The sequence below is a fragment of the Oxalobacteraceae bacterium OTU3CAMAD1 genome, from assembly GCA_024123915.1.
Lineage (GTDB): Bacteria > Pseudomonadota > Gammaproteobacteria > Burkholderiales > Burkholderiaceae_D > Rugamonas.
The window spans coordinates 1,316,326-1,341,297 of the sequence record CP099650.1; the positions used below are offsets into that span (position 1 = coordinate 1,316,326).

Genomic DNA, 24,972 nt, shown 5'->3' on the forward strand with positions numbered 1-24,972 from the left:
CTCAGAACTCCCCATCCAGGCCATCTTGCACTTGTTCGGCGGCGCGCAGCACGGCGCGCGCCTTGTTTTCGGTTTCCTGCCATTCCATCTCGGCGATCGAATCGGCGACGATGCCGGCGGCGGCCTGCACATACAGCATGCCGTCCTTGATCACGCCGGTGCGAATCGCGATGGCGACATCCATCTCGCCGCCGAACGACAGGTAGCCGCAGGCGCCGCCGTAGATGCCGCGCTTGGAGATTTCCAGTTCGTCGATCACTTCCATCGCGCGCACTTTCGGCGCGCCGGTCAGGGTGCCGGCCGGGAAAGTGGCGCGCAGCACGTCCAAGTTGGACAGCCCGTCTTTCAGCTTGCCCTCGACGTTGGAGACGATGTGCTGCACATGCGAGTATTTTTCGATGACCAGGCGGTCGGTGACCTTGACGCTGCCGATCTCGGAGATGCGGCCCAAGTCATTGCGCGCCAGGTCGATCAGCATCACGTGTTCGGCGATCTCTTTCGGATCGGCCAGCAGTTCCTTGGCCAGTTCGGCGTCGCGTTCCGGCGTCGAACCGCGCGGACGGGTGCCGGCGATCGGGCGCAAGGTGACTTTTTTCTCACCGTCCGGCAGCGTCTCGTTGCGGACCAAAATCTCCGGCGAGGCGCCGACGATCTGCATGTCGCCGAAATTGTAGAAGTACATATACGGCGACGGATTCAGCGAGCGCAGCGCGCGGTACAGCGTCAGCGGCGAATCGACGTAGGGCTTGCGGATGCGCTGGCCGATCTGCACCTGCATCAAGTCGCCGGCCATCACGTATTCGTGGGCCTTGGCGACCGCCTTCAGGTACTCCTCTTTCGGGAAGTCGCGGATGGTTTCGGTGCGCACCGAAGCGCTGGTCACCGGCGCGTCGACGCCACGGCGCAGCATCATGCGCAGGTCCTTCAGGCGCTGGCGCGCCTTGCTGAAGGACTCGGGCTGGGTGGTGTCGGCATAGACGATCAAATACAGCTTGCCGGACAGGTTGTCGATGACGGCCAGTTCCTCGGTCACCATCAGCTGGATGTCGGGCAGGCCCAGATCGTCCTTCGGCTGCGTGTTGGCCAGGGTTTTTTCGATGTGGCGCACGGTGTCGTAGCCGAAGTAGCCGGCCAGGCCGCCGCAGAAGCGCGGCATGCCCGGACGCAGCGCCACTTTAAAGCGCTTCTGGTAGGCCTCGACGAATTCGAGCGGATTGCCTTCGTGGGTCTCGATCACGGCGCCGTTCTTGACGATTTCGGTGCGGGTGCCGAAGGTGCGCAGCACGGTGGTCGCCGGCAGGCCGATGAACGAGAAGCGGCCGAAGCGCTCGCCGCCGACGACCGATTCGAGCAGGAAGGTGTTCTTACCGGCGTTCTGGGTCTGGGCCAGTTTCAGGTACAGCGTAAGCGGGGTTTCGAGGTCGGCGAAGGCTTCGGCGATCAGTGGGACGCGGTTGTAGCCTTCGTTGGCCAACGATTTGAATTCGAGTTCGGTCATGTCTTCTCTCCATGCCGCCAAAAGATGGGTGTGGGTTGGCGGTGGTTTGTCAAAAAACCTGTCGGGTGCGCGTGCACGTGCGACAGCAATCAGTTCGGCTTAGTTTTGCCAGGATTGCCAGCGTCGCCAAAGCCAGGCCTCAATCGAGCCGGTTTGGTTGACATTGTGTTTTTTGATGGAAGACATTCGGTCAGGTTTGGTTCAGCTAAAGGTTAATTTTGCGAACTTATACGGCTTGCCGCGTCGAGCAGCGTGTCTACTATACCATCGGAATCGATCCCGTGTATAGACTGTCCGTGATTGTAACCGTAAGGCACCGTCAACACCGGACAACCCGCAGCCCGGGCCGCTTGCGCGTCGTTCGAGGAGTCGCCGATGGCCACCACCTGGGCCGGCGGCAGGTCGAAATCGGCGCACACGGTTTGCAGCGGCAGCGGATCGGGCTTCTTGCGCGGCAGCGAATCGCCGCCGTAGACTACGTCGAAAAAGCCGTCCAGACCCTTGAGCTTGAGCAGCGGCGTGGTGAAGGCGATCGGCTTGTTGGTCACGCAGGCCAGGCGCAGGCCGCTGGCTTTCATCGCCGTCAGGCCTTCGATCACGTCCGGGTACAAGGTGCTGTGGTTGCCGTTGATGCCCAGGTAGTGCCGCTGATAGGCGTCCATCGCCGCGTCGAAGCGTTGCTCGACGCCGGCCGCGTCCGCCTGCAAGGCCAGCACGGAGCGGATCAGGTTTTCCGAACCCTTGCCGACCATCAGCGCGATTTGCTCTTGCTCGATGGAATCGAGGCCCAGTTCTTGAAGCATGCCGTTGATCGCCACGTGAAAGTCGGGAATCGTGTCCAGCATGGTGCCGTCGAGGTCGATGATTGCGGCGCGCACGCCTATCAGCACGCTCATCTTAAATCGCCGCGAGGTTGGCGCGCATGGCGTCGATCACCGCCTTGTAGTCCGGCTGGCCGAAGATGGCCGAGCCTGCCACGAAGGTGTCGGCGCCGGCAGCCGCCGCCGCCGCGATGTTGTCGATCTTGATGCCGCCATCGACTTCCAGCATGATGTCGCGGCCCGAATCGTCGATCAGGCGGCGCGCTTCGGCGATCTTCTTGAGCGCCTGCGGAATGAAGGACTGGCCGCCGAAGCCGGGGTTGACCGACATGATGAGGATCATGTCGATCTTGTCCATGACGTGTTCCAGATAGCTCAGCGGGGTGGCGGGGTTGAACACCAGGCCGGCCTTGCAGCCGTGGTCGCGGATCAGTTGCAGCGAGCGGTCGATGTGATCGGACGCTTCCGGGTGGAAGGTGATGATGTTGGCGCCGGCCTTTGCGAAGTCGGGAATGATGCGGTCGACCGGTTTGACCATCAGGTGCACGTCGATCGGCACGTCCACGTGCGGGCGGATCGCCTGGCACACCAGCGGGCCGATGGTCAGGTTCGGAACATAATGGTTGTCCATCACGTCAAAGTGGATGATGTCGGCGCCGGCGGCGACAACGTTGCGTACCTCTTCACCCAGACGGGCGAAGTCGGCGGACAAGATGCTGGGAGCGATACGGAAATTGGGCATGACGTGAGGCCTGCAATAAAAAGATGCGCTATTTTACGCTGCCCGGCCCGGCCGCGCCCGTTTTCAGCCTCGCTCTGCTTGCATGCAGTGCCGATTTGCGGTGCAATGGGGGCCTGACGATATACAATCGCAGTGATCTTTTACGACCCCACGCCTCAGCCTTAAGGAATTTCGATGGCAACTTATGAATTTACTGTGTCGGTCAGAACCCAGTACCTGCCGGATCAATCCGATCCGGAACGCACCAACTTCGTGTTCACCTATTCGATCACGATCAAGAACACCGGCACCGTGGCCGCGCAACTGATTTCGCGCCACTGGGTCATCACCGACGCCAACAACCACATCGAAGAGGTGCGCGGACTGGGCGTGGTCGGCCATCAGCCGTTGCTGCAGCCGGGCGAGCATTTCGAGTACACGAGCGGCACCGCGCTGCAAACCCAGCAGGGTTCGATGGTCGGCGAATATTTCTGCGTGGCCGAGGACGGCCATCAATTCGAGGCCAAGATCCCCGAGTTCGTGCTGTCGCTGCCGCGCACGCTCCACTGAGCCGCCGGGTTTTCGGCCGCGCCGCATCTTTCCCTACTTTGGATCGCCATCCTGTTCAGGCGGGGGCAACTTCTTGGTTTTGCCTTTGCCCTGGTACATCGTCCACCAGACGATGAATACCAGCAGGAAAAACGCCACGCATGCTTCCAATATCACTACCCACATAGCTATCCTTATGTCATTTACACGTCGTAGTCTACTCGTTCCGCTGTCCGTCGTCGCGCTTTCGCTGGCCGCCTGCACCACCACGCCGATCCCGCCGGAAAAACCGGCCGGACAGCCGACGCCGCCCGCCGTGCCCGCCGTTCCTCCGGCGCCGGCCACACCTCCGGCTCCCGCCACGCCGCCCGCCCCGGCGGCGCTGCGGATGGTGCCGACCACTTTCGCGGCGCTGCCCGGCTGGGACCGCGACGACGTGCGCGCCGCCTGGCCGGCCTTCATGTCCTCGTGCACGGTGCTGATCAAGCAGCCGCAGTGGAAGGAATCGTGCTCGATCGCGCGCAGTGTCAACGCCGCCGACGACAAGGCCATCCGCACCTTCTTCGAGGCCTTCATGGTGCCGAACCAGGTGATCGCGCCGGACGGCGCCACCGACGGGCTGGTCACCGGCTATTACGAGCCGCTGCTGCGCGGCGCCCGCAAAAAGGGTGGGCCGTATCAAACCCCGCTGTTCAAGGTGCCGGACGACATGGTCACCGTCGATTTGGCCGGCGTCTATCCGGAGCTCAAGGGCATGCGCCTGCGCGGCAAGCTGGTCGGCAAGAAGGTGGTGCCGTACGCGACCCGCGCCGACATCGAGAAGGCCGACTTCACCGGCAAGGAGTTGATGTGGGTCGACGATCCGGTGGAATCGTTCTTCCTGCAGGTGCAGGGTTCGGGCCGCGTCCAGCTGACCGACACGCAGGAAACCGTGCGCGTGGCGTACGCCGATCAGAACGGTCATCCGTACAAATCGATCGGCAAGTATCTGGTGGAGAAGGGCGAGTTGACGTTGGAACAGGCGTCGGCGCAGGGCATCAAGGCCTGGATCGCCGGCCATCCGACCCGCATGCAGGAACTATTCAATGTGAACCCGAGCTATGTGTTCTTCAAAGAAGAGAAGTTGCCGGACCCGAAAGTCGGTCCGAAAGGCGCGCAGGGCGTGCCGCTGACGCCGCAGCGTTCGGTGGCGATCGATGCGTCGCAGCTGCCGCTGGGCGCGCCGATGTTCCTGGCCACCACGATGCCGAACAGCGATATTCCGCTTCAACGCCTGGTGATGGCGCAGGACACTGGCGGCGCGATCCGTGGCGCGATCCGGGTCGATTACTTCTTTGGCTTCGGCACCGAGGCGGCGGAGAACGCCGGCCGCATGAAGCAGCGCGGCAACGTCTGGGTGTTGTTGCCCAAGCAGCCGTGAGACCTTAGCTTACCTTAACACCAACACCGGCAAGGTCGTGTGCGCCAGCACCTTGTCGGTCTGGCTGCCCAGCAGCAGCTTGTTGATGCCCTTGTGCCCGTGCGACGCCATCATGATGAGGTCGCAGTCGAATTTTTTCGCCGCCTCGACGATCTCCTCGTACGGGGTGTGCGACACCGAAATCACCCCTTCGAACGGAATATCGGCCGCGCGCGCGGCAGCCGCCACCTTGTCGATGTAGCTGCGCGCCGCTTCCTGCATCTTGACGGCGAACTGGCCCGAGTCGATCACGGCGCCGCCGTCGCCCATCGACGACAGGGGCAAAGGCTGGATCACGGTGATGCTGACGATCTTGGCGCGATTCAGTTTGGCGAACTCGACCGCAGTCGCGGTCGCCTTGTCCGACAGGTCCGAGCCGTCGGTCGGTAGCAGTATGGTTTTGAACATGGCGCACTCCCTATCAGGATCGGTTGATACTGGAGTCAGCCTAATAGCTTGGCCGGATTTCCGGCGCACGGTAGGGCGCTTGGCAGGGCCGATTACGAGGCGGCCACCGCCGGCTGTTCGGTCTCGCGCAGCGACGAGGAAACGGCCATGCAGGCGGTCAGCACGATAGCGCCCACCGCCACGCAGGCCAGGCCGGTGCGCACGCTGAAATGCTCGCCGATATAGCCGGCCGTCAGCGCACCCAGCGGCGCCACCGCGATGGTCAGGAAGCGCATCGTCGACACCATGCGGCCGAGGTAGGCATCCGGCGTGACCTTCTGCCGGATGGCCATGTACGGCATGACAAACAGCATCACGCCGCAGTCGAGGAAGAACGACAAGGCCGCGCACGCCGCCGCGCTGGCGGCCGGATAGCCGAACAGATTGGCCGGTATCATCGGCGTCATCGTAAAGGCGAACGCGGTCAGGCCGATGCCGATCAAAATGGTGCCGCTGGCGCCGTAGCGCTGGGTTAGCGGCTTGAGCAGCATCGAGCTGGCCAGCACCCCGAGGCCGCCGACCATCTGCGCCGCGCCCAGCATGCCGGCGCTCATGCCCAGGTCGCGCGTGGCGAACAGCACGGCCAGCGCCGCGTAACCGTAAAACAGCATGTGCCAGGCGCCCACGCTCCAGGCCAGGGTGCGCAGCAGCGGCTGCTTCCAGATGAATTGCAGGCCGTCGCGGATGTCGCGCAGCGGGTGCTTGTCGGACGGCGCCGGTTTGGGATCGTTGGCTTTCAGGTTGCGCAGCAGCAGGATCGACATCACGAAACCCAGGGCGTTGAGCAGCACCGCATAGGGCGCGGTAAGCCATTGGATCAGCACCCCGGCCAGGCCCGGCGCCAGCAGGCGCGACGCGGAGTCGGTGGCGGCGAATTTCGATTGCGCGTCCATCAGGCGCTCGCGGCCGATCAGGTTGGTCAGGAAAACCTGCTCGGCGCCGCCGCCGACGACGTTGCAGGCGCCGGTGGTGAAGGCGACCGCGTACATCCATTCGACCGACAGCACGCCCATCCAGTAAGCGGCGGGGATGCTGAACAGGGCGATGGCCTGGATGGCTTTGCTGGCCAGCAGGATGGGCAGCTTGCGGTTGCGGTCCAGCACCACGCCGGCCGGCAGCGCGAACAGCGCGAACGGCATCGCCGCCGCCGCGCCCAGCATGCCCATTTGCGCCGGCGTGGCCTTGAGCAGCAACACCGCGCACAGGGGCACGGCCAGCGCGCCGATATAGCTGCCGAAGCCGTTGAGGATGGCGCTGAACCAGTAACGCAGAAAATCGCTGTTGCCCAGCAGAGGATCAGCGGCCAGCTTGTCGCGCAGCGGGCGGCGGAGTGAGGTAAAAATGGGAGGCTCGCCGAAGTAAGTTGCCAAGCTTCAATAATACCAGCGGCGGTGATAGGCGCTACAATCGACCCATAAAATTCCACCATGGAGGCAACAACCATGCAATATGAAGACCTGATCGTTGAAGTACACGGCAAAGTCGCGCTGATCCGTCTGAACCGTCCGAAAGCGCTGAACGCGCTCAATGACCGCATGATGAACGAACTTGGCGAGGCCTTGTTCAAGTTTGACGCCGATCCGGCGATCGGCTGCATCGTCCTGACGGGCAGCGAGAAAGCCTTCGCGGCAGGCGCCGACATCGCCGCCATGGTCGACTACACGTATGTGGATACGTATCGAGACAACTACATCGGCCGCAACTGGGAGCACATCCTGCGCGTGCGCAAACCGGTGGTGGGCGCCGTGGCCGGCTATGCGCTGGGCGGCGGCTGCGAGCTGGCGATGATGTGCGACTTCGTGATCGCCGCCGACACCGCCAAATTCGGCCAGCCGGAGATCAAGATCGGCGTCACCCCGGGCGCCGGCGCGTCGCAGCGCCTGCCGCGCGCGATCGGCAAAGCCAAGGCGATGGACATGCTGCTGACCGCCCGCACCATCGATGCGGTCGAGGCCGAGCGTATGGGCCTGGTGTCGCGCATCGTCCCGGCAGACAAGCTGATCGAGGAAGTATTGGCTGCCGCGACCGTGATCGCCGCCATGCCGACCTCGGTGGCGATGATGGTCAAGGATGCCGTCAACCGCGCCTATGAAGTTCCGCTGACCGAGGGCGTGGGCTACGAGCGGCGCCTGTTCCATGCCGCGTTCGGTACGCCTGCTCAAAAAGAAGGCATGAAGGCTTTCCTGGAAAAGCGGCCGCCCAACTTTGACGGCCTGTAAGGCGGACTCGCTCGATTCCCATGCGTATCCTGATTATTGAAGACAATCCCGACATCCTGGCCAATCTGTATGCGTTCCTGGAGGCGAAAGGGCATGTGCTCGATTCGGCGGCGAACGGCTACGCCGGGCTGGCACTGGCGGCGCAGCATGAGTACGACGTCATCGTGCTGGACGTCATGCTGCCCGGCATGACGGGATTGGAACTGTGCCAGAAGCTGCGCAGCGAACTGCGCGACGCCACCCCGGTGCTGATGCTGACGGCGCGCGATACGCTGGAGGACAAGGTCGCCGGCTTCGACAGCGGCGCCGACGATTACCTGGTCAAGCCGTTTTCGCTGGTCGAGCTGGAGGTGCGCCTGAACGCCCTGCTGCGGCGCGCCCGCGGCCAGACCACTGGCGCCGCCGTGCTCAGCGTTGGCGACTTGCGCTTCGATACCGAGAATTTCGAGGTCAAGCGCGCCGGCACCCCGCTGGCGCTGACCAGGACCGGCTACACCATTCTGAAATGCCTGATGACGCAAGCGCCCAGGCTGGTGCCGCGCGAGTTGCTGGAGCAGGAAGTGTGGGGCGAGGACCGTCCGGACAGCGACGCGTTGCGCACCCACATACATGCGCTGCGCCAAGCGCTCGACAAACCTTTTGAATTCGCCATGCTGCGCACCGTCCCGGGCATCGGCTATAAACTGCTAGCCTCCGATGCCACCGTTTAAATCCTTGCGCCGGCGTATCGTCGTCGCCTATCTGACCTTCGCCGCCGCCGGCATCCTGTTTTTCGCCGTCATCGCCGCCGTCGCCATCGAAGGCATCGAGGTCAAACTGGTGGACGAGCGGCTGCAGGAAGTGGCCGCTTGGGCGTCGCCGCGCCATGCCGGTGGCCTGCCGGTGGAAATGCCCGCCGGCCTGAGCTTCCATCACGACGCTGAAATCCCGCTCTCTTTGCGGGACTTGCCCGAAGGTGCGACCGAGATCACGGTCGATGGCGTCGATTTGCATGTCTGGTCCGGTCGGGACGAGAACGGACGGTACGCGGTGGTCGATCACGCCAGCGCGTATGAAAAAATCGAAGTGGTGGTGTACGGCATGTTCGCCATCGGCTTCATCGGCTTTTTGATTTGTTCGATGATGTTCGGCGCGTATATCGGCAACAGCATGGTCGCGCCGATCATGGGCCTGGCGTCGGCGGTGCAGGCGCGCCGTCCGGACTTGCCGTTGCAGGACAGTCCCGACGAACTGGGCATCCTGGCGCGGGCTTTTTCGGCCCGTACCAAGGAGTTGACCGAAGTTCTGGACCGCGAACGCTTCTTCACGGGCGACGTCAGCCATGAATTGCGCACCCCGCTGACCGTCATCACCGGCGCGGCGGAAATCCTGATGACGCAGGCGCACGCCAGCCCTGCCATCCACGCCGCTTCCGAGCGCATCTACCGCGCCGCGCGCGATGCCTCCGACTCGGTCACAGTGCTGCTGCGGCTGGCCCGTTCGCCGGACATGCTGGAGATGACGTCGGTATCAGCTGCCGGACTGGCCAGCGAGGAGGCGTCGCGTTGCCAGACCTTGACGGCCGCTAAACCGTTGGAGGTGAAGTATGCCGGCGGTGAGGATTTCATGATCTACGCGCCGCGCGAACTGTTGATCGCCGCCATCGGCAACCTGGTGCGGAATGCTTGTCTTTATACCATGCAAGGCGAGGTGGTCGTGCGCCTGGCCGGCCGTTCGCTGATCGTCGAGGATACCGGCCCCGGCTTGCCGGCGGCTGCCCGCGCGCGTCTGCTGAACGAGGCCATTCCGGCTGGCGCCAGCGGATCGTCGGGCACCGGCCTGGGTTTGGGACTGGTGCAGCGCATCTGCACATATCTTGGCGCCGATCTGGCCTACAGCGAGCGCCTCGGCGGTGGCAGCATGTTCGAAGTTCGATTTCCTTGAGGAATTTAACGTAAACTTAACGCATCTTTGACGCGGAGTTGACCGACAGTTTAATAAGGTAGAGGCTAGAATTCAGGAGCCTCTGTTGAACGTACATCCGAACTTAACTCTTAGTCATCATCGCGCGCGCTTGCTGCCGCTCTTGCGCGTTAAGCCGTTCTGGCGGGCGCAGCACGTCCATGTCCAGCACCTGACGCTGGCGGCTGCTGCTTTCTTTGTACTTGTGTACAACTTTAGCTTTTGGCAAACGTTCTTTGTCGCCACTGGCGGGTTCCAGTTGGGCAATGTGCCGCTCTATCTCGCGTCGTTCACGCTGCTGGCGCTGGCGTTCAATGCCTTCCTGACCTTTTTCAGCTTTCGCTATGTGATCAAGCCGGTGTTGATCCTGCTGTTTTTCGTCACGGCCTTCAGCAGCTATTTCATGAATCGCTACGGCATCGCCATCGACGCTTCGATGCTGCAGAACGTGATGGAAACAGATGTGCACGAAGCAACCGAATTGTTCAGCTGGAGCCTGGTGCTGACGATTTCGCTGCTCGGCGTATTGCCCTCGGTGCTGGTGTACCGCCTCAAACTGGCGTTTCCGCCGCTGCGCCGCGCGCTGTGGATCAATCCTGCCGTGATCGCCGTGTCCTTGCTGGTCGCCGGCATCCTGATGATGGGGTTCTTCAAGACCCTGGCGCCGGCCGTGCGCGAATATCGCCAGATGCGCTTCCTGCTGACGCCGACCAATGTGATCCAGGCCGGCAACTCGTTCTTCAAGCATAAAATGGCGCGCGCGACGGTGATCGCGCCCCTGGGCAGCGACGCCATGAAGGGTACCCTTTGGGCGCAGCAAAAGCGCCGCACGGTGACCATCATGGTGGTTGGCGAAACCGCGCGCGCGATGAATTTCTCGCTCAATGGTTACAAGCGCGACACCAATCCGCTGCTGTCGCATCAGGCCGGACTGCTCAACTTCAGCAATGTGCAATCGTGCGGCACGGCCACGGCGATTTCCGTCCCCTGCCTGTTTTCCGGCTTCGCCCGCGTCGATTATTCGGAGGACAAGGCGAAGGCGCAGGAGGGCTTGCTTGACGTCCTCAGTCACGCGGGCTTGCAGGTGCTGTGGCGCGACAATAATTCGGGTTGCAAAGGCGTGTGCGACCGCGTGGCGTATGAGGACATGTCGAAGCCGAAGGACGGAGCTCCGTTCTGCAACAACGAGGAGTGCTTCGACGAGCGCATGTTGCAGGGTCTGCCGGAAATCATCCGCAACGCCAAGCAGGATCTGGTCATCGTGCTGCACCAGAAGGGCAGCCACGGGCCGGCGTACTGGAAGCGCTACCCGCCCGCGTTCCAGCGTTTCGGCCCGGTGTGCACCAGCAACGAGCTGGAGAAGTGCTCGCGCGAATCCATCGTGGCCGCCTACGACAACAGCATCGCTTATACCGACTATTTCCTGAGCAAGACCATCGACCTGCTGCGCGCGGCCGGCGCCGCCGACAACGTCGATACCGCCTTCATGTACTTCTCCGACCACGGCGAATCGCTGGGCGAGAAGAATATGTATCTGCACGGCGCGCCGTATTTCATCTCGCCCAACGAGCAGCGCCATGTTCCCTTGATGGTGTGGCTGGACCAAGGCTACCGTGACCGTTTCAGCCTGGACCAGCGCTGCCTGGAGGCGCGGCGTGGCCAGGAGTTCTCCCACGATAACGTGTTCCATTCCTTCCTCGGCATGCTAAATATCAGCACGGCCGTCTACAACCCTCGACTTGATATTTTCCATGCTTGCACGCTCGCTAACCAGTCTTAAGCAAGGAGGCGTACTGCGCACCTTCGATGCAGCCTTGATACTGTCGGGCCTCCTGATCCTCTGGATCGGTAACTACACCAATATCGATCTGACGCTGGCCGACGCCATGTTCGACCGCGCCAGCGGGACGTTCCCCTGGCGCCATGCATGGCTGGCCGAACGGTTCAATCACGACATATTGAAGACCATCTTGCAGGTGTTGGGCGTCATGGTCGTCGCGCTGGCCGCGTGGGATTGGGCGCGGCCGCAGCCGTACTGGGACGCGCCGCGCCGGACCGGCCTGCGCGTGCTGGCGCTGTCGGCCATCCTGGTGCCGACCTGTATTAGCGTGCTGAAGCATTTCAGCGATTCGCATTGCCCTTGGGATTTGCAGCGCTACGGCGGCCGCGAACCGTATGTGCGGATATTGGAGATGTTGCCGGCCGGCGTCTCGCCGGGGCAGTGCATGCCGGGCGGTCATGCGTCGAGCGCGCTGTGGCTGGTGGCGTTGGCCGTGTTCTGGTTACCGCATCGTCCCCGGATGGCGGCCGGGGTGGGTGGCCTGATGCTGGCCTTGGGCATGGCCGTCGGCTGGATGCAGCAGTTGCGCGGCGCACATTTCCTGACGCATACGCTTTGGTCGATGTGGATCGCCGTATTCATCGTAGACGTTCTCTACCGCACGCTCAAACCGGCCCGGCGCCATGCGGAATTGGCCTGATTCGGTAAATTGGGTCACAATCCTGTGAGTTGTCGCTTTGACCAAACACAGGAGCAGTATGAACGAGCAGATTGCCAGGGACGTCGTCCTGGTGCGAGCCATCGAATTGGCCGACCAGAAGAAGGAAGTGCTGAGCGAAGATGATCGCATGTACGCCAGCCGAAGCGCGCGTGAACTGGCGCAATGGCAGGCGTCGGACAAACATGCGGACGTCACGCCCGACGATTTCCTGCAGCAGCGCTCTGAACAAATACTGAAACGCCTCGCCGAGCGCACGCCGGCGTTTGCCGGCTTTGCCAAGCGTTCGACCGGGTTGCGGGCGCTGGCCTGGCTGTTGCCGGTGCTGGCCCTGGCGCTGGGCGCCGCGCTGGACCGCATTACCGATCCGCATCGCGTCGATTTGCTGTCGGCGCCGCTGCTGCTGATCATCGCCTGGAACCTGCTGGTCTATCTGGGCTTGTTCATCGGCCTCTTCATTCCTGCGCGCGCCACCGGCGGGCCGAAGTCGGGCTTGATCCGCCGCCTGAGCGTCGGCAAGCTGGCAGTGCCGCGCAAGGTGCCGCCGGTGCTGGCCACCGGATTGCTGGGCTTTATGGGCGAGTGGTCGCAATTGAGCGCCAAGCTGACGACTGCCCGGCTCAGCCGCACCATCCACCTGAGCGCTGCCATGTTTGCGCTCGGCGCGGTGCTCTCTTTATATGGCCGTGGCCTGCTGTCCCAGTACGCGGCCGGCTGGGAGAGCACCTTCCTCGACGCCACCCAGGTGCACAGCCTGCTGTCCGTGTTGTTTGCACCGGCCATCGCCGTGTTCCAGCTGCAGGGATTCACCTTGGCCGAGATCGAGGCGCTGCGATTCCCGCAGACCACGGCGCCCGAGGGGGGCGCCCGCTGGGTCCACCTGTACGCGGCGACGATCTTCCTGCTGGTCGTGCTGCCGCGCCTGGTGCTGGCGCTGGTGGCCAACTGGCGCGCGGCGCGGCTGGGCCGGCGTTTCCCGCTCGACCTCGATCAGCCATATTTCCGCAAACTCAACGAGACCATCGGCGCCGGGACCGGCGGCATGCTGCGCGTGTTGCCGTTCAGCTTTACCGTCGACGAAGCCCGGCATCGCGGCCTGGGGCAGATCGCCATCATGCTGTTCGGCGAGCAGGGCCGCATGATGCTGCGGCCCTCGACCTCGTACGGGGAGGAGCCCCGAGAGGTGCTGCGCGACGTCGACCTCAACGATCCAAACGTGACCATGACGGCGGTGCTGTTCAACTTGACGGCGACGCCTGAAAAAGAAAACCATGGAGCCTTCCTCGATTATTTGGTGAAAGCGTCGCCGCGAGGCATCGCCGTGCTGCTCGATGAGTCTTCCTATGTGGAGCGCATGGGCCAGGCCGACCAGCGCGGCCTTGGCGAGAGAACCGCGCTATGGCAGGAGTTCTGCCACTTCCACCAGACCACGGCGACGGTCGTGAACCTGCTTGATCCTTCCATCCACCCGCTCGACGCCGGCGTCGGGCTGAAAATGTCGGCTGCCGCATGAGTGTTTCGATTGAAAAAGCCGCCGCGGACGCGGTGCAAATCCAGTTCGCCCTGATTTCGCATACCAATAACGGCAAGACCACCTTGGCGCGCACGCTGGTCGGCATGGATATCGGCGAGGTGCGCGACGCCGCCCACGTCACCATCTTCGCCGAGTCGCATACCTTGCTGACGACGCCGCAAGGCGACAGCCTGCAATTGTGGGATACGCCGGGCTTCGGCGACTCTGTGCGCCTGCTCAAGCGGTTGGGGCAGTCGGGCAACCCGATCGGCTGGTTCCTGCGGGAAGTGCTGGACCGCTACCGCGACCGGCCGTTCTGGCTCAGCCAGAACGCCTTGCGCACCGCAAAGGAATCTGCGGACGTCGTTCTTTATCTGGTCAACTCCTCGGAAAATCCGAAGGATGCCGGCTATGTGCCGTCGGAAATGAAGATACTGGAGTGGATCGGCAAGCCGGTGGTGGTGTTGCTGAACCAGACCGGACGGCCACGGCCCGCTGCGGAAGAGCAGGCCGAGCAGGGCCGTTGGCGCGAGCATCTGGCGCAATATCCGGCGGTGCGCGAGGTGCTGGCGCTGGATGCCTTCGCCCGTTGCTGGGTGCATGAGCGCTTCTTCTATGAAGTGGTCGGCAAATTGCTCGATCCCGTTCAGCAGGCCGGTTATGCCCGTTTGTTCGCGACGTGGGAAGCGGCTAACGTGCGCCGCTACGACCACGCGATACGATTGCTGGCCAAACAACTGGCGGCCGCCGCGCGCGATAGCGAGGCGGTCGACGCCGTGCCTTCGAGCATGCTCAAGTCGGCGCTGAAGGTGGTGGGCATCGGCAAGAACGAGGAGCAGCAGCGCCAGGACCGCGCCATGGGTAATCTGATCGCACGGTTAAACCAGGCGACGGTCGAATCGACCCGCGAATTGTTGATCCTGCACCAGCTCGATCCGACCGACGCCGGCAAGATCAACGAGCGGGTGCGCGAGAACTTCGCCGTGCGCGCGCCTATAGATAAGGCGCAGGCGGGATTGCTGGGCGCGGTGATCTCCGGCGCCGCGACTGGATTGTCCGCCGATGTGATGGCGGGCGGGCTGACCTTGGGCGGCGGCGCCTTGCTGGGCGGCGTGGTCGGTGCCCTGACGTTCGCCGGCGCAGCCTGGGGTTTCAATTCCAGTACCGACCGCAATCAGGCTGCCGTGCAATTTACCGACGCCTTTATGCGCAATTTGGTGGTGGTCGGCATTCTGCGCTATCTGGCGGTGGCGCACTTCGGGCGCGGACGCGGCAACTTCGTCGAGAACGAGGCGCCCGCGTTCTGGCAGGAGGAGGTCGAGCAGGCGGTAGCGCAGCATGACGTTGACCTGGTGACTTTATGGGGCAACCTGCGTCGCGACAAGGCAGACAACGAGGCTGCGACCGTGCTTATCAAGCAAATAGCCACCGCTACTCTGGTACGACTCTATCCAGATGTTGCAAATAGGCTTTAAAAGTCCTTGCGGTAACTGTTGCTCCTTGCTATAGTTCGCCCCCTCGCAGAACGGCGCATACAAATGCGGCGTGAAGCGAAGAAGAGAAAGAAAAAGAAGTGCTTGACGAAATATTCGAAACGCCTCATAATCTTGCCTCTTCGCTGATGAACACAACGCTTCTTCAGCAAGCAGTATCAAGCAGTACCGAATAAGTTCTTTAAAAATTAACAGTCGATAAGTGTGGACGTTTGATGAAAGTGCACGCTGAACAAGGGCAACCGAGTTTCGCGATACTTAAAATATCAAATGTTCACAAGAAGTAATGAAATAGGCGCTACGAAAGTAGTGGCCTGTCAGTATTTTGAGTGAGCGACCTCTTAGCAATAAGAGAGCCGGTAAAACGGCAAAAGTAACAGAGATTAAACTGAAGAGTTTGATCCTGGCTCAGATTGAACGCTGGCGGCATGCCTTACACATGCAAGTCGAACGGCAGCGCGGGGCAACCTGGCGGCGAGTGGCGAACGGGTGAGTAATATATCGGAACGTACCCTGGAGTGGGGGATAACGTAGCGAAAGTTACGCTAATACCGCATACGATCTAAGGATGAAAGTGGGGGATTCGCAAGAACCTCATGCTCCTGGAGCGGCCGATATCTGATTAGCTAGTTGGTAGGGTAAAAGCCTACCAAGGCATCGATCAGTAGCTGGTCTGAGAGGACGACCAGCCACACTGGAACTGAGACACGGTCCAGACTCCTACGGGAGGCAGCAGTGGGGAATTTTGGACAATGGGCGCAAGCCTGATCCAGCAATGCCGCGTGAGTGAAGAAGGCCTTCGGGTTGTAAAGCTCTTTTGTCAGGGAAGAAACGGACCTTTCTAATACAGGGGTCTAATGACGGTACCTGAAGAATAAGCACCGGCTAACTACGTGCCAGCAGCCGCGGTAATACGTAGGGTGCAAGCGTTAATCGGAATTACTGGGCGTAAAGCGTGCGCAGGCGGTTTTGTAAGTCTGTTGTGAAATCCCCGGGCTCAACCTGGGAATGGCAATGGAGACTGCAAGGCTAGAGTTTGGCAGAGGGGGGTAGAATTCCACGTGTAGCAGTGAAATGCGTAGATATGTGGAGGAACACCGATGGCGAAGGCAGCCCCCTGGGTCAAAACTGACGCTCATGCACGAAAGCGTGGGGAGCAAACAGGATTAGATACCCTGGTAGTCCACGCCCTAAACGATGTCTACTAGTTGTCGGGTCTTAATTGACTTGGTAACGCAGCTAACGCGTGAAGTAGACCGCCTGGGGAGTACGGTCGCAAGATTAAAACTCAAAGGAATTGACGGGGACCCGCACAAGCGGTGGATGATGTGGATTAATTCGATGCAACGCGAAAAACCTTACCTACCCTTGACATGGATGGAATCCCGGAGAGATTTGGGAGTGCTCGAAAGAGAACCATCACACAGGTGCTGCATGGCTGTCGTCAGCTCGTGTCGTGAGATGTTGGGTTAAGTCCCGCAACGAGCGCAACCCTTGTCATTAGTTGCTACGAAAGGGCACTCTAATGAGACTGCCGGTGACAAACCGGAGGAAGGTGGGGATGACGTCAAGTCCTCATGGCCCTTATGGGTAGGGCTTCACACGTCATACAATGGTACATACAGAGCGCCGCCAACCCGCGAGGGGGAGCTAATCGCAGAAAGTGTATCGTAGTCCGGATTGTAGTCTGCAACTCGACTGCATGAAGTTGGAATCGCTAGTAATCGCGGATCAGCATGTCGCGGTGAATACGTTCCCGGGTCTTGTACACACCGCCCGTCACACCATGGGAGCGGGTTTTACCAGAAGTAGGTAGCTTAACCGCAAGGAGGGCGCTTACCACGGTAGGATTCGTGACTGGGGTGAAGTCGTAACAAGGTAGCCGTATCGGAAGGTGCGGCTGGATCACCTCCTTTCTAGAGTGGCACGAACCCGTTAAACGGTTCACTCATCAAGCGTTCACACTTATCGACTGTCAATATAAAGAACAGCATTTGGGGCTGTAGCTCAGCTGGTTAGAGCACCGTGTTGATAACGCGGGGGTCGTTGGTTCGAGTCCAACCAGCCCTACCAGTTTTACCCTAGTAGTAAATCTCAGGGGGATTAGCTCAGCTGGGAGAGCACCTGCTTTGCAAGCAGGGGGTCGTCGGTTCGATCCCGTCATCCTCCACCAAAAGTTCAAACGTAAGTCAGCCAGTTTGGTTGCGATTTAGGTTTGATCTTTTAGAGATCAAGTGCTGTACGTTCTTTAACAATCTGGAAGAAGTAAGTAAATTTTTATTGATCGCATCACCGACAGGTGGCGCGATGGGTAATGATTGTATGTATCAACAAACGCAACAACGTAGTACTTCTTATTCCTATAAACGCTCCTTGTTTAGTCGCAGGGGCTAACGTTATAGGGACAAGTGAATAAGTGCACATGGTGGATGCCTTGGCGATTACAGGCGATGAAGGACGTAGTAGCTTGCGATAAGCTGCGGGGAGCTAGCAAACAAGCTTTGATCCGCAGATTTCCGAATGGGGAAACCCGGCCTTTTAGGTCATTGCATACTGAATACATAGGTATGCAAAGCGAACGCGGCGAACTGAAACATCTAAGTAGCTGCAGGAAAATAAATCAACCGAGATTCCCAAAGTAGTGGCGAGCGAAATGGGAAGAGCCTGCACGTTTTAGCATGACGCATAACAGAATCCTCTGGAAATAGGAGCCATAGCGGGTGATAGCCCCGTATGTGAAATGCGATGTGTGGAACTAAGCGTGCGACAAGTAGGGCGGGACACGAGAAATCCTGTCTGAATATGGGGGGACCATCCTCCAAGGCTAAATACTCGTAATCGACCGATAGTGAACCAGTACCGTGAGGGAAAGGCGAAAAGAACCCCGGGAGGGGAGTGAAATAGATCCTGAAACCGTGTGCATACAAACAGTAGGAGCGGACTTGTTCCGTGACTGCGTACCTTTTGTATAATGGGTCAGCGACTTACATTCAGTGGCAAGGTTAACCATATAGGGAAGCCGTAGAGAAATCGAGTCCGAACAGGGCGATAGTCGCTGGGTGTAGACCCGAAACCAAGTGATCTACTCATGGCCAGGATGAAGGTGCGGTAACACGCACTGGAGGTCCGAACCCACTAATGTTGAAAAATTAGGGGATGAGCTGTGGGTAGGGGTGAAAGGCTAAACAAACTTGGAAATAGCTGGTTCTCTCCGAAAACTATTTAGGTAGTGCCTCAAGTATCACCATCGGGGGTAGAGCACTGTTATGGCTAGGGGGTCATCGCGACTTACCAAACCATTGCAAACTCCGAATACCGATGAGTGCGAGCTTGGGAGACAGACGTCGGGTGCTAACGTCCGGCGTCAAGAGGGAAACAACCCAGACCGCCAGCTAAGGTCCCAAAGATTGGCTAAGTGGAAAACGAAGTGGGAAGGCTAAAACAGTCAGGATGTTGGCTTAGAAGCAGCCATCATTTAAAGAAAGCGTAATAGCTCACTGATCGAGTCGTCCTGCGCGGAAGATGTAACGGGGCTAAGCCAGTCACCGAAGCTGCGGATATGCGTAAGCATATGGTAGGAGAGCGTTCTGTAAGCCTGCGAAGGTGTCTTGTAAAGGATGCTGGAGGTATCAGAAGTGCGAATGCTGACATGAGTAGCGATAATGGGGGTGAAAAGCCCCCACGCCGTAAGCCCAAGGTTTCCTGTTCAACGTTCATCGGAGCAGGGTGAGTCGGCCCCTAAGGCGAGGCAGAGATGCGTAGCTGATGGGAAGCAGGTTAATATTCCTGCACCGTCGTATGATGCGATGGGGGGACGGATCGCGGAAGGTTGTCCAACTGTTGGAATAGTTGGTTGCTGCTTCATAGAAGGCGCTTAGGCAAATCCGGGCGCGTAATTCAAGGGAGCGGGACGAGAGACTTAGGTCTCGAAGCAATCGGAAGTGGTTCCAAGAAAAGCCTCTAAGCTTCAGTCATACGAGACCGTACCGCAAACCGACACAGGTGGGCGAGATGAGTATTCTAAGGCGCTTGAGAGAACTCGGGAGAAGGAACTCGGCAAATTGGTACCGTAACTTCGGGAAAAGGTACGCCCTTGTAGCTTGGCTGATTTACTTCAGTAGGGTGAACGGGTTGCAATAAACTGGTGGCTGCGACTGTTTAATAAAAACACAGCACTCTGCAAACACGAAAGTGGACGTATAGGGTGTGACGCCTGCCCGGTGCTGGAAGATTAAATGATGGGGTGCAAGCTCTTGATTGAAGTCCCAGTAAACGGCGGCCGTAACTATAACGGTCCTAAGGTAGCGAAATTCCTTGTCGGGTAAGTTCCGACCTGCACGAATGGCGTAACGATGGCCACACTGTCTCCTCCCGAGACTCAGCGAAGTTGAAGTGTTTGTGATGATGCAATCTACCCGCGGCTAGACGGAAAGACCCCATGAACCTTTACTGTAGCTTTGCATTGGACTTTGAATCAATCTGTGTAGGATAGGTGGGAGGCTTTGAAGCGGGGACGCCAGTTCTCGTGGAGCCAACCTTGAAATACCACCCTGGTTCATTTGAGGTTCTAACCTTGGCCCGTTATCCGGGTCGGGGACAGTGCATGGTAGGCAGTTTGACTGGGGCGGTCTCCTCCTAAAGTGTAACGGAGGAGTTCGAAGGTACGCTAGGTACGGTCGGACATCGTGCTAATAGTGCAATGGCATAAGCGTGCTTAACTGCGAGACTGACAAGTCGAGCAGGTACGAAAGTAGGACATAGTGATCCGGTGGTTCTGTATGGAAGGGCCATCGCTCAACGGATAAAAGGTACTCTGGGGATAACAGGCTGATTCCTCCCAAGAGTTCATATCGACGGGGGAGTTTGGCACCTCGATGTCGGCTCATCACATCCTGGGGCTGTAGCCGGTCCCAAGGGTATGGCTGTTCGCCATTTAAAGTGGTACGTGAGCTGGGTTTAAAACGTCGTGAGACAGTTTGGTCCCTATCTGCCGTGGGCGTTGGAAATTTGAAGGGGGCTGCTCCTAGTACGAGAGGACCGGAGTGGACAGACCTCTGGTGTACCGGTTGTCACGCCAGTGGCATTGCCGGGTAGCTAAGTCTGGAAGAGATAACCGCTGAAAGCATCTAAGCGGGAAACTTGCCTTAAGATGAGATTTCCCAGAGCCTTGAGCTCTTTGAAGGGTCGTTCGAGACCAGGACGTTGATAGGTCAGGTGTGGAAGTGCAGTAATGCATTAAGCTAACTGATACTAATTGCCCGTACGGCTTGTCCCTATAACCTTAGCAGGTTATGGTTGAATAAGAAGTGCGTTGAAACGTTCGTTGATACACAACTTCATTACCCCATTTACTTACTTCTCCAGATTCTGAGCAACGTTCACAAGAACGCGGCTCGTACAAGTCAATGCCTGATGACCATAGCAAGTTGGTCCCACCCCTTCCCATCCCGAACAGGACCGTGAAACAACTCTGCGCCGATGATAGTGCTGCAACCAGTGTGAAAGTAGGTTATCGTCAGGCTAGTTATATTAAAAAGCCCCTTCCAGTGATCTGGTCGGGGCTTTTTTTCGTCCATATCTTTCGTCACACCCACGTCATATCCCCTCGCTAGACTTGCCTCTTTTTCAATTTGAGGCCCGCTAGCATGAAAACTCTTTCCTTATTGTCGCTCGCTGTCTTCTCCGTCCTGGCCGGCTGCGGTGGCAGCGACAACGAGGCGCCCGCGCGCCCCTCGATGACCGGTGTGTTCCTCGATGGCGCGGTGGAAAATCTGGACTATGTCGCCGGCACCTCCGCCAAAGCCAGCACGACTTCCAAAGGCGAGTTCACGTGTTACGCTGGCGATACCGTCAGCTTCAATATCGGCGGTATTGCCCTGGGCAGCGCACCGTGCGCGGCCACCATCACGCCGCTGCAACTGGCTGGCGTTACCGACATCAAGGACGTCAAAGTGATCAACCGCTTGCTGGCCCTGCAGCTGCTGGATGAAGACAGCGATCCGTCGAACGGCATCAAACTCGCCGCCGACGTGAAAACCGCGCTCGCCTCCAAAAGCGCGGACTTCGGCGCGTCCGCCACCACTTTTAATACCGCCATGACCGAAAACCTGAAAGCCGCCGGCGCCAAGTACGCCGCCCGCACCGTCGATGACAACCGTCGCGGCCTCGTACGTGAACACTTTGAAGACACGCTGGCCTCCAAGGTCGGCTCACCGGTCACTGAGTCCCTCACGCAGAAGACCCAACTCGGCGATGTGGCCGTCAGCGTGACCCGCTATCAAATTCAGGCGGCCAACAATTTCTATATCCCTTACGAAGGTAGCAACGCCAAGGTCAAGGAAGATTTCCCGCTCGGCTTCCTGCCGTCCTATGGTTCGTCGATCGCGTTCAAAGGCATCGCCGCCAATGGCGACCTGGAGTTCTACGGCCTGACCGATCGCGGCCCCAACGGCGACGGTCCGAACCTGCCGTCGCTGAGCGGCACCGGCGTCACCGGCGCCAAGATCTTCCCGTCGCCTAGCTTTACGCCCGCGTTTGGCCTGATCACCGTCGGAAAGTCAGGCGCCGTGCTGACCTCGTCGACGCCGATCAAGGTCTCGGCCAGCGTCAATGCTTCCGGGCTTCCGGTCGCGCCCGGTTCGGTCGGCAATTCGGCCGAGCTGCCGGTGATGGACGTGATGAAGTACGACCCCGCCAGCAAGGCCACCTTCAACGCGGGCGGCCTGGATTCGGAAGCGATCGTGGTCGACAAGAAGCGCAATGTCTTGTGGGTGTCGGACGAATACGGTCCGTTCATCGTCAAGATCGATCCGGCCACCGGCATCATCCAGAACAAATATGGCCCCGGCAACGGCTTGCCGGAAATCTTCCTCAAGCGCCGCGCCAATCGCGGCATGGAAGGCATGGCGCTGGACACGACCACCGACAAGTTGCACGCCTTCCTGCAAAGTCCGCTCACCGACGGCAACGCGCCTTACTCGGTTACCGGCAAGAACGAGGCGGTCGAACGCTATGCGCGCTTCACCCGTTGGGTCGAGTTCGATCCGACCACCGGCAAGTCCGGCAAGATGTACGCCTATCCGCTCGACGCCGCCGATTACCAGGATGGCCGCACCGGTAACGCCAAGCTGGGCGATGTGGTCGCGCTGGGCAACGGCAAGTTCATCGTGATCGAGCAGGGCGCCGCGCCGGGCGGCAAGGTATTCAACAAGCTGATGCTGGTGGAGATCGGGGCGGCGACCGACATCGCGGCGGCCGCCTTCAACGTGACGACGTCGGACCTGGAGAAGAGCAGCATGAGTGGCGCGGCCGTCAACGGCGCCGACTGGAAATCGGTGGTCGCGCTGAAGAAAACCCAGTTGCTCGACCTGAACGCGATCGGCTGGCTGGCGGAGAAGGCCGAAGGCTTGACCATCGTCGACGGCAACACGCTTGCGCTGGTCAATGACAATGACTTCGGCCTCAAGACCAAGGTCTACGACGCGGCCGGCGTGGCGGTGGACGATGCCGATGTCACTAAGTGCAATGTCGATGCGAACGGCGTCATCATCACCAGCAGCGCCGCTGGATGTAACGCGGCCAACACGATTCGCGTTGCACGGGGCGACGACCGAGAGCGTCCAAGCCGGCTGTGGCTGATCAAGTTCACCAAGGCGTTGACGGCGTTCTAACGCGAGGATGGGGCGGGCCAGCGTCACGATCTTGTCATAATTTTATGGGATATTGAAAGTTTGCTCACTACAATATTCCGGGACACCATGCAGATCACCTTGCCGAAAGCTTCCTCCGCCATCCAGGCTTTGCTGGTCGCGGCGACCTTGCCGCTGACCATGCAATCGGCCTTCGCCGCCGATTTCACCATCACCGGCGCCAACAGCACGGTCCGTACCCTCGGCAAGGACGACACCGGCACCGTGACGGCCAGCGGCTCGCTGACGGTCGGCGGCGGCGCGGTGGCGGTGACCATCACCGGTAACAACGCGACCCTCAACAATCAGGGCGGCATCCGCCAGACCGGCAGCGGCCGCGCGATCCGCGACAACACCAGCGCCACCGGCCTGCTCATCATCAACGGCAGCGCCGCCAACGGTGCAGCTTTGATGCAGACAGCCGACGCCGACGTGATCCAGATGAACAAGGCCAACGCCAGCGTCACCCTGAACAACTACGGCTCGATGATCTCGCTCAACGCCAGCGCCGGTGGCGCCCAGGCGGTCGACTTCAGCTCCATCACCAACGGCGCCAACGTCGTCAACAACTTCAGCGGCGGCCTGCTGCAAGCGACCGAGGCCGACGCGGTGCGCGCCGGCGTCAACGGCGTGGTCAACAACAACGGCACCATCCGGTCCACCACCACCACCGGCGCCAGCAGCGACGGCGTCGACGCCCAGGGCAATACCGGCATCAAGATTTTCAACGGCACTACCGGCCTGATCGAGGGTGGACGCCACGGTATCACCGGCGGACAGGACAAGGCCGGCGACAGCTTTGTCATCGACCTGACCAATCTTGCCGGCGGCGTGGTTCGCGGTAGCAACGGCTCGGGCATCAATCTGGACGGTTTCAACAAGAACCAGACCGCCAACATCATCAATCACGGCAGCATCATCGGCCATGGCATCAGCGGCGATGGCGATGGCCTGGACGTGGACGGCCTGGCCACCATCACCAACACCGGCATCATCCGCTCGGTCAACGCCTTCAGCGCGCCGGCCGATGGCTTGGCTTACAGCGAAGGCATCAGCTTCGGCGGCGGCGCCGTCACCAACAGCGGCACGATCGAAGGACTGGTCTCGACGGGCAACACCAACGCGGTCGGTCGCGGCATCACCCTCGCCGGTAACGATCTGAGCAATGGCACCCGCGAAGGCATTTATGGCAACGCGACGATCACCAATCAATCCGGCGGCCTGATACGCGGGCAGAGCGATTCGGCCATCGTCGCCGTCGGCGCCGCCAGCGGATATACCGTCACCATCCTCAACCAGGCCGGCGCCACGATCCAGGGCGGCGGCGCGGCCAACGCCGCGATCAAGACCGGCGCCGACAATACCGTCATCGTCAGCGGCGGCAACATCAATGGCGCCAGCAGTGGCAAGGCCATCGAAATGGGCAGCGGCAATAATAGCCTGACCATCACCGGCGGCAGTATCAGCGGCGGCATCAATGGCGGTGTCGGCGGCACCAACACGATGGTGGTCCAGGCCGGCGGCAGCTTCGCCTACGCAGGATCGATTTCGAACTTCAACCGGGTCGAATTCAAAAGCGGCGACGTGGTTCTGTCGGGTGTAAGCACCTACTCCGGCGACACGGTGCTGAGTGGCGGCACCTTGACCCTGGACGGCGCCAACCGCATCGCCGCCGGCAGCCAGCTGGTCCTGAATGGCGGCGCACTGCGCCTGACCAACGCCGGCGCGGACGGCCAAACCTTCGCCAGCCTGTCCCTGCTCGACAACGCCTCCGTGCAGCTCGGCTCCTCCTCGCTGACCTTCAACGGCTTGGGCGCCGTGGTCAGCGGCAAGACGCTGTCCTTTACCGAAGCCGCGACGGGCGGTTACGCCTTCCGCCTGCTGGGCGACTACTCGGCCGACGCCAGCTTCCAGGCGTTGATCGGCATGACCAGTATCAACGGCCAGCGGGCGATGTTCAACTTCAACGGCGCCTACACCGACGTGACCGCCGCCGCCGCCGTGCCGGAACCGGCCACTTACGCCATGCTGCTGGGCGGGCTGGGCCTAATCGGCGCCATGGTTCGCCGTCGCAAGCAAGGGGTTTAGCCGATATCAAAGCGTCCGGGGCGGCGGGTTGTTACCT

16 protein-coding genes, 2 tRNA genes and 3 rRNA genes are annotated in these 24,972 nt (G+C 60.3%); 16 read left to right on the plus strand and 5 right to left on the minus strand.

What is annotated here, in order from left to right; translation table 11 throughout:
• Nucleotide 1 precedes the first annotated feature (1 nt).
• From trpE to rpe, 3 genes are all read right to left on the minus strand, one after another.
• On the minus strand, nucleotides 2-1,498 hold the full coding sequence (gene trpE, locus NHH88_05590; GenBank protein ID USX15271.1) for an anthranilate synthase component I: 1,497 nt from the start codon (nucleotides 1,496-1,498) through the stop codon (nucleotides 2-4).
• 212 nt (nucleotides 1,499-1,710) lie between these two features.
• Nucleotides 1,711-2,394, minus strand: a complete 684-nt coding sequence (locus NHH88_05595) for a phosphoglycolate phosphatase (protein USX15272.1) — start codon at nucleotides 2,392-2,394, stop codon at nucleotides 1,711-1,713.
• Between the two features lies 1 nt (nucleotide 2,395).
• Nucleotides 2,396-3,061 carry a ribulose-phosphate 3-epimerase gene (rpe, locus tag NHH88_05600; protein USX15273.1) on the minus strand — a complete coding sequence of 222 codons (666 nt, stop codon included), beginning with the start codon at nucleotides 3,059-3,061 and terminating at the stop codon, nucleotides 2,396-2,398.
• A gap of 174 nt (nucleotides 3,062-3,235) precedes the next feature.
• On the opposite strand from rpe, the gene apaG reads away from it, so the two are divergent.
• Nucleotides 3,236-3,610 carry a Co2+/Mg2+ efflux protein ApaG gene (gene apaG, locus NHH88_05605; GenBank protein USX15274.1) on the plus strand — a complete coding sequence of 125 codons (375 nt, stop codon included), beginning with the start codon at nucleotides 3,236-3,238 and terminating at the stop codon, nucleotides 3,608-3,610.
• 175 nt (nucleotides 3,611-3,785) lie between these two features.
• Nucleotides 3,786-5,009: a murein transglycosylase A gene (locus tag NHH88_05610; protein ID USX15275.1), complete on the plus strand. Its 1,224-nt coding sequence runs from the start codon at nucleotides 3,786-3,788 to the stop codon at nucleotides 5,007-5,009.
• A gap of 9 nt (nucleotides 5,010-5,018) precedes the next feature.
• Here NHH88_05610 and NHH88_05615 read toward each other — a convergent pair whose 3' ends face one another.
• A complete protein-coding gene (locus NHH88_05615; protein USX15276.1) occupies nucleotides 5,019-5,456 on the minus strand; it encodes a universal stress protein in 438 nt (145 codons plus the stop codon).
• Between the two features lie 92 nt (nucleotides 5,457-5,548).
• Complete coding sequence (locus tag NHH88_05620; GenBank protein ID USX15277.1) at nucleotides 5,549-6,865, minus strand: MFS transporter; 1,317 nt, start codon at nucleotides 6,863-6,865, stop codon at nucleotides 5,549-5,551.
• 72 nt (nucleotides 6,866-6,937) lie between these two features.
• On the opposite strand from NHH88_05620, the gene NHH88_05625 reads away from it, so the two are divergent.
• The 14 genes from NHH88_05625 (at nucleotide 6,938) to NHH88_05690 (ending at nucleotide 24,935) form a co-directional block, all read left to right on the plus strand.
• Complete coding sequence (locus NHH88_05625; GenBank protein ID USX15278.1) at nucleotides 6,938-7,714, plus strand: enoyl-CoA hydratase; 777 nt, start codon at nucleotides 6,938-6,940, stop codon at nucleotides 7,712-7,714.
• Between the two features lie 20 nt (nucleotides 7,715-7,734).
• Nucleotides 7,735-8,424, plus strand: coding sequence for a response regulator transcription factor (locus NHH88_05630; protein USX15279.1), 690 nt, complete (start codon nucleotides 7,735-7,737; stop codon nucleotides 8,422-8,424).
• Entirely contained in the window at nucleotides 8,411-9,637 is a 1,227-nt protein-coding gene (locus NHH88_05635; protein USX15280.1) for an ATP-binding protein, read from the plus strand. Before NHH88_05630 ends, NHH88_05635 begins: the two co-directional genes overlap by 14 nt.
• 85 nt (nucleotides 9,638-9,722) lie before the next feature.
• Complete coding sequence (locus tag NHH88_05640; protein ID USX15281.1) at nucleotides 9,723-11,435, plus strand: phosphoethanolamine--lipid A transferase; 1,713 nt, start codon at nucleotides 9,723-9,725, stop codon at nucleotides 11,433-11,435.
• Nucleotides 11,407-12,135, plus strand: coding sequence for a phosphatase PAP2 family protein (locus NHH88_05645; protein USX15282.1), 729 nt, complete (start codon nucleotides 11,407-11,409; stop codon nucleotides 12,133-12,135). Before NHH88_05640 ends, NHH88_05645 begins: the two co-directional genes overlap by 29 nt.
• 58 nt (nucleotides 12,136-12,193) lie before the next feature.
• Nucleotides 12,194-13,666 carry a DUF2868 domain-containing protein gene (locus NHH88_05650; GenBank protein ID USX15283.1) on the plus strand — a complete coding sequence of 491 codons (1,473 nt, stop codon included), beginning with the start codon at nucleotides 12,194-12,196 and terminating at the stop codon, nucleotides 13,664-13,666.
• Nucleotides 13,663-15,141: a GTPase domain-containing protein gene (locus NHH88_05655; GenBank protein ID USX15284.1), complete on the plus strand. Its 1,479-nt coding sequence runs from the start codon at nucleotides 13,663-13,665 to the stop codon at nucleotides 15,139-15,141. The genes NHH88_05650 and NHH88_05655 overlap by 4 nt, the downstream gene beginning before the upstream one ends.
• Before the next feature lie 403 nt (nucleotides 15,142-15,544).
• Nucleotides 15,545-17,075 (plus strand): 16S ribosomal RNA (locus tag NHH88_05660).
• An 80-nt stretch (nucleotides 17,076-17,155) separates the two neighbouring features.
• Nucleotides 17,156-17,232, plus strand: a tRNA-Ile gene (locus NHH88_05665).
• Between the two features lie 24 nt (nucleotides 17,233-17,256).
• Nucleotides 17,257-17,332: transfer RNA gene (locus NHH88_05670), tRNA-Ala, on the plus strand.
• 229 nt (nucleotides 17,333-17,561) lie between these two features.
• Nucleotides 17,562-20,434: ribosomal RNA gene (locus tag NHH88_05675) — 23S ribosomal RNA — on the plus strand.
• 133 nt (nucleotides 20,435-20,567) lie between these two features.
• Nucleotides 20,568-20,680 (plus strand): 5S ribosomal RNA (rrf, locus tag NHH88_05680).
• Together the 16S, 23S and 5S rRNA genes with 2 tRNA genes alongside form the textbook arrangement of a ribosomal RNA operon.
• Nucleotides 20,681-20,804: 124 nt before the next feature.
• The gene (locus NHH88_05685; protein ID USX15285.1) at nucleotides 20,805-22,829 is read left to right on the plus strand and encodes an esterase-like activity of phytase family protein; all 2,025 of its coding nucleotides are present in this window, start codon (nucleotides 20,805-20,807) and stop codon (nucleotides 22,827-22,829) included.
• A 60-nt stretch (nucleotides 22,830-22,889) separates the two neighbouring features.
• Nucleotides 22,890-24,935 carry a PEPxxWA-CTERM sorting domain-containing protein gene (locus tag NHH88_05690; protein ID USX15286.1) on the plus strand — a complete coding sequence of 682 codons (2,046 nt, stop codon included), beginning with the start codon at nucleotides 22,890-22,892 and terminating at the stop codon, nucleotides 24,933-24,935.
• The last annotated feature ends 37 nt before the right edge of the window (nucleotides 24,936-24,972 follow it).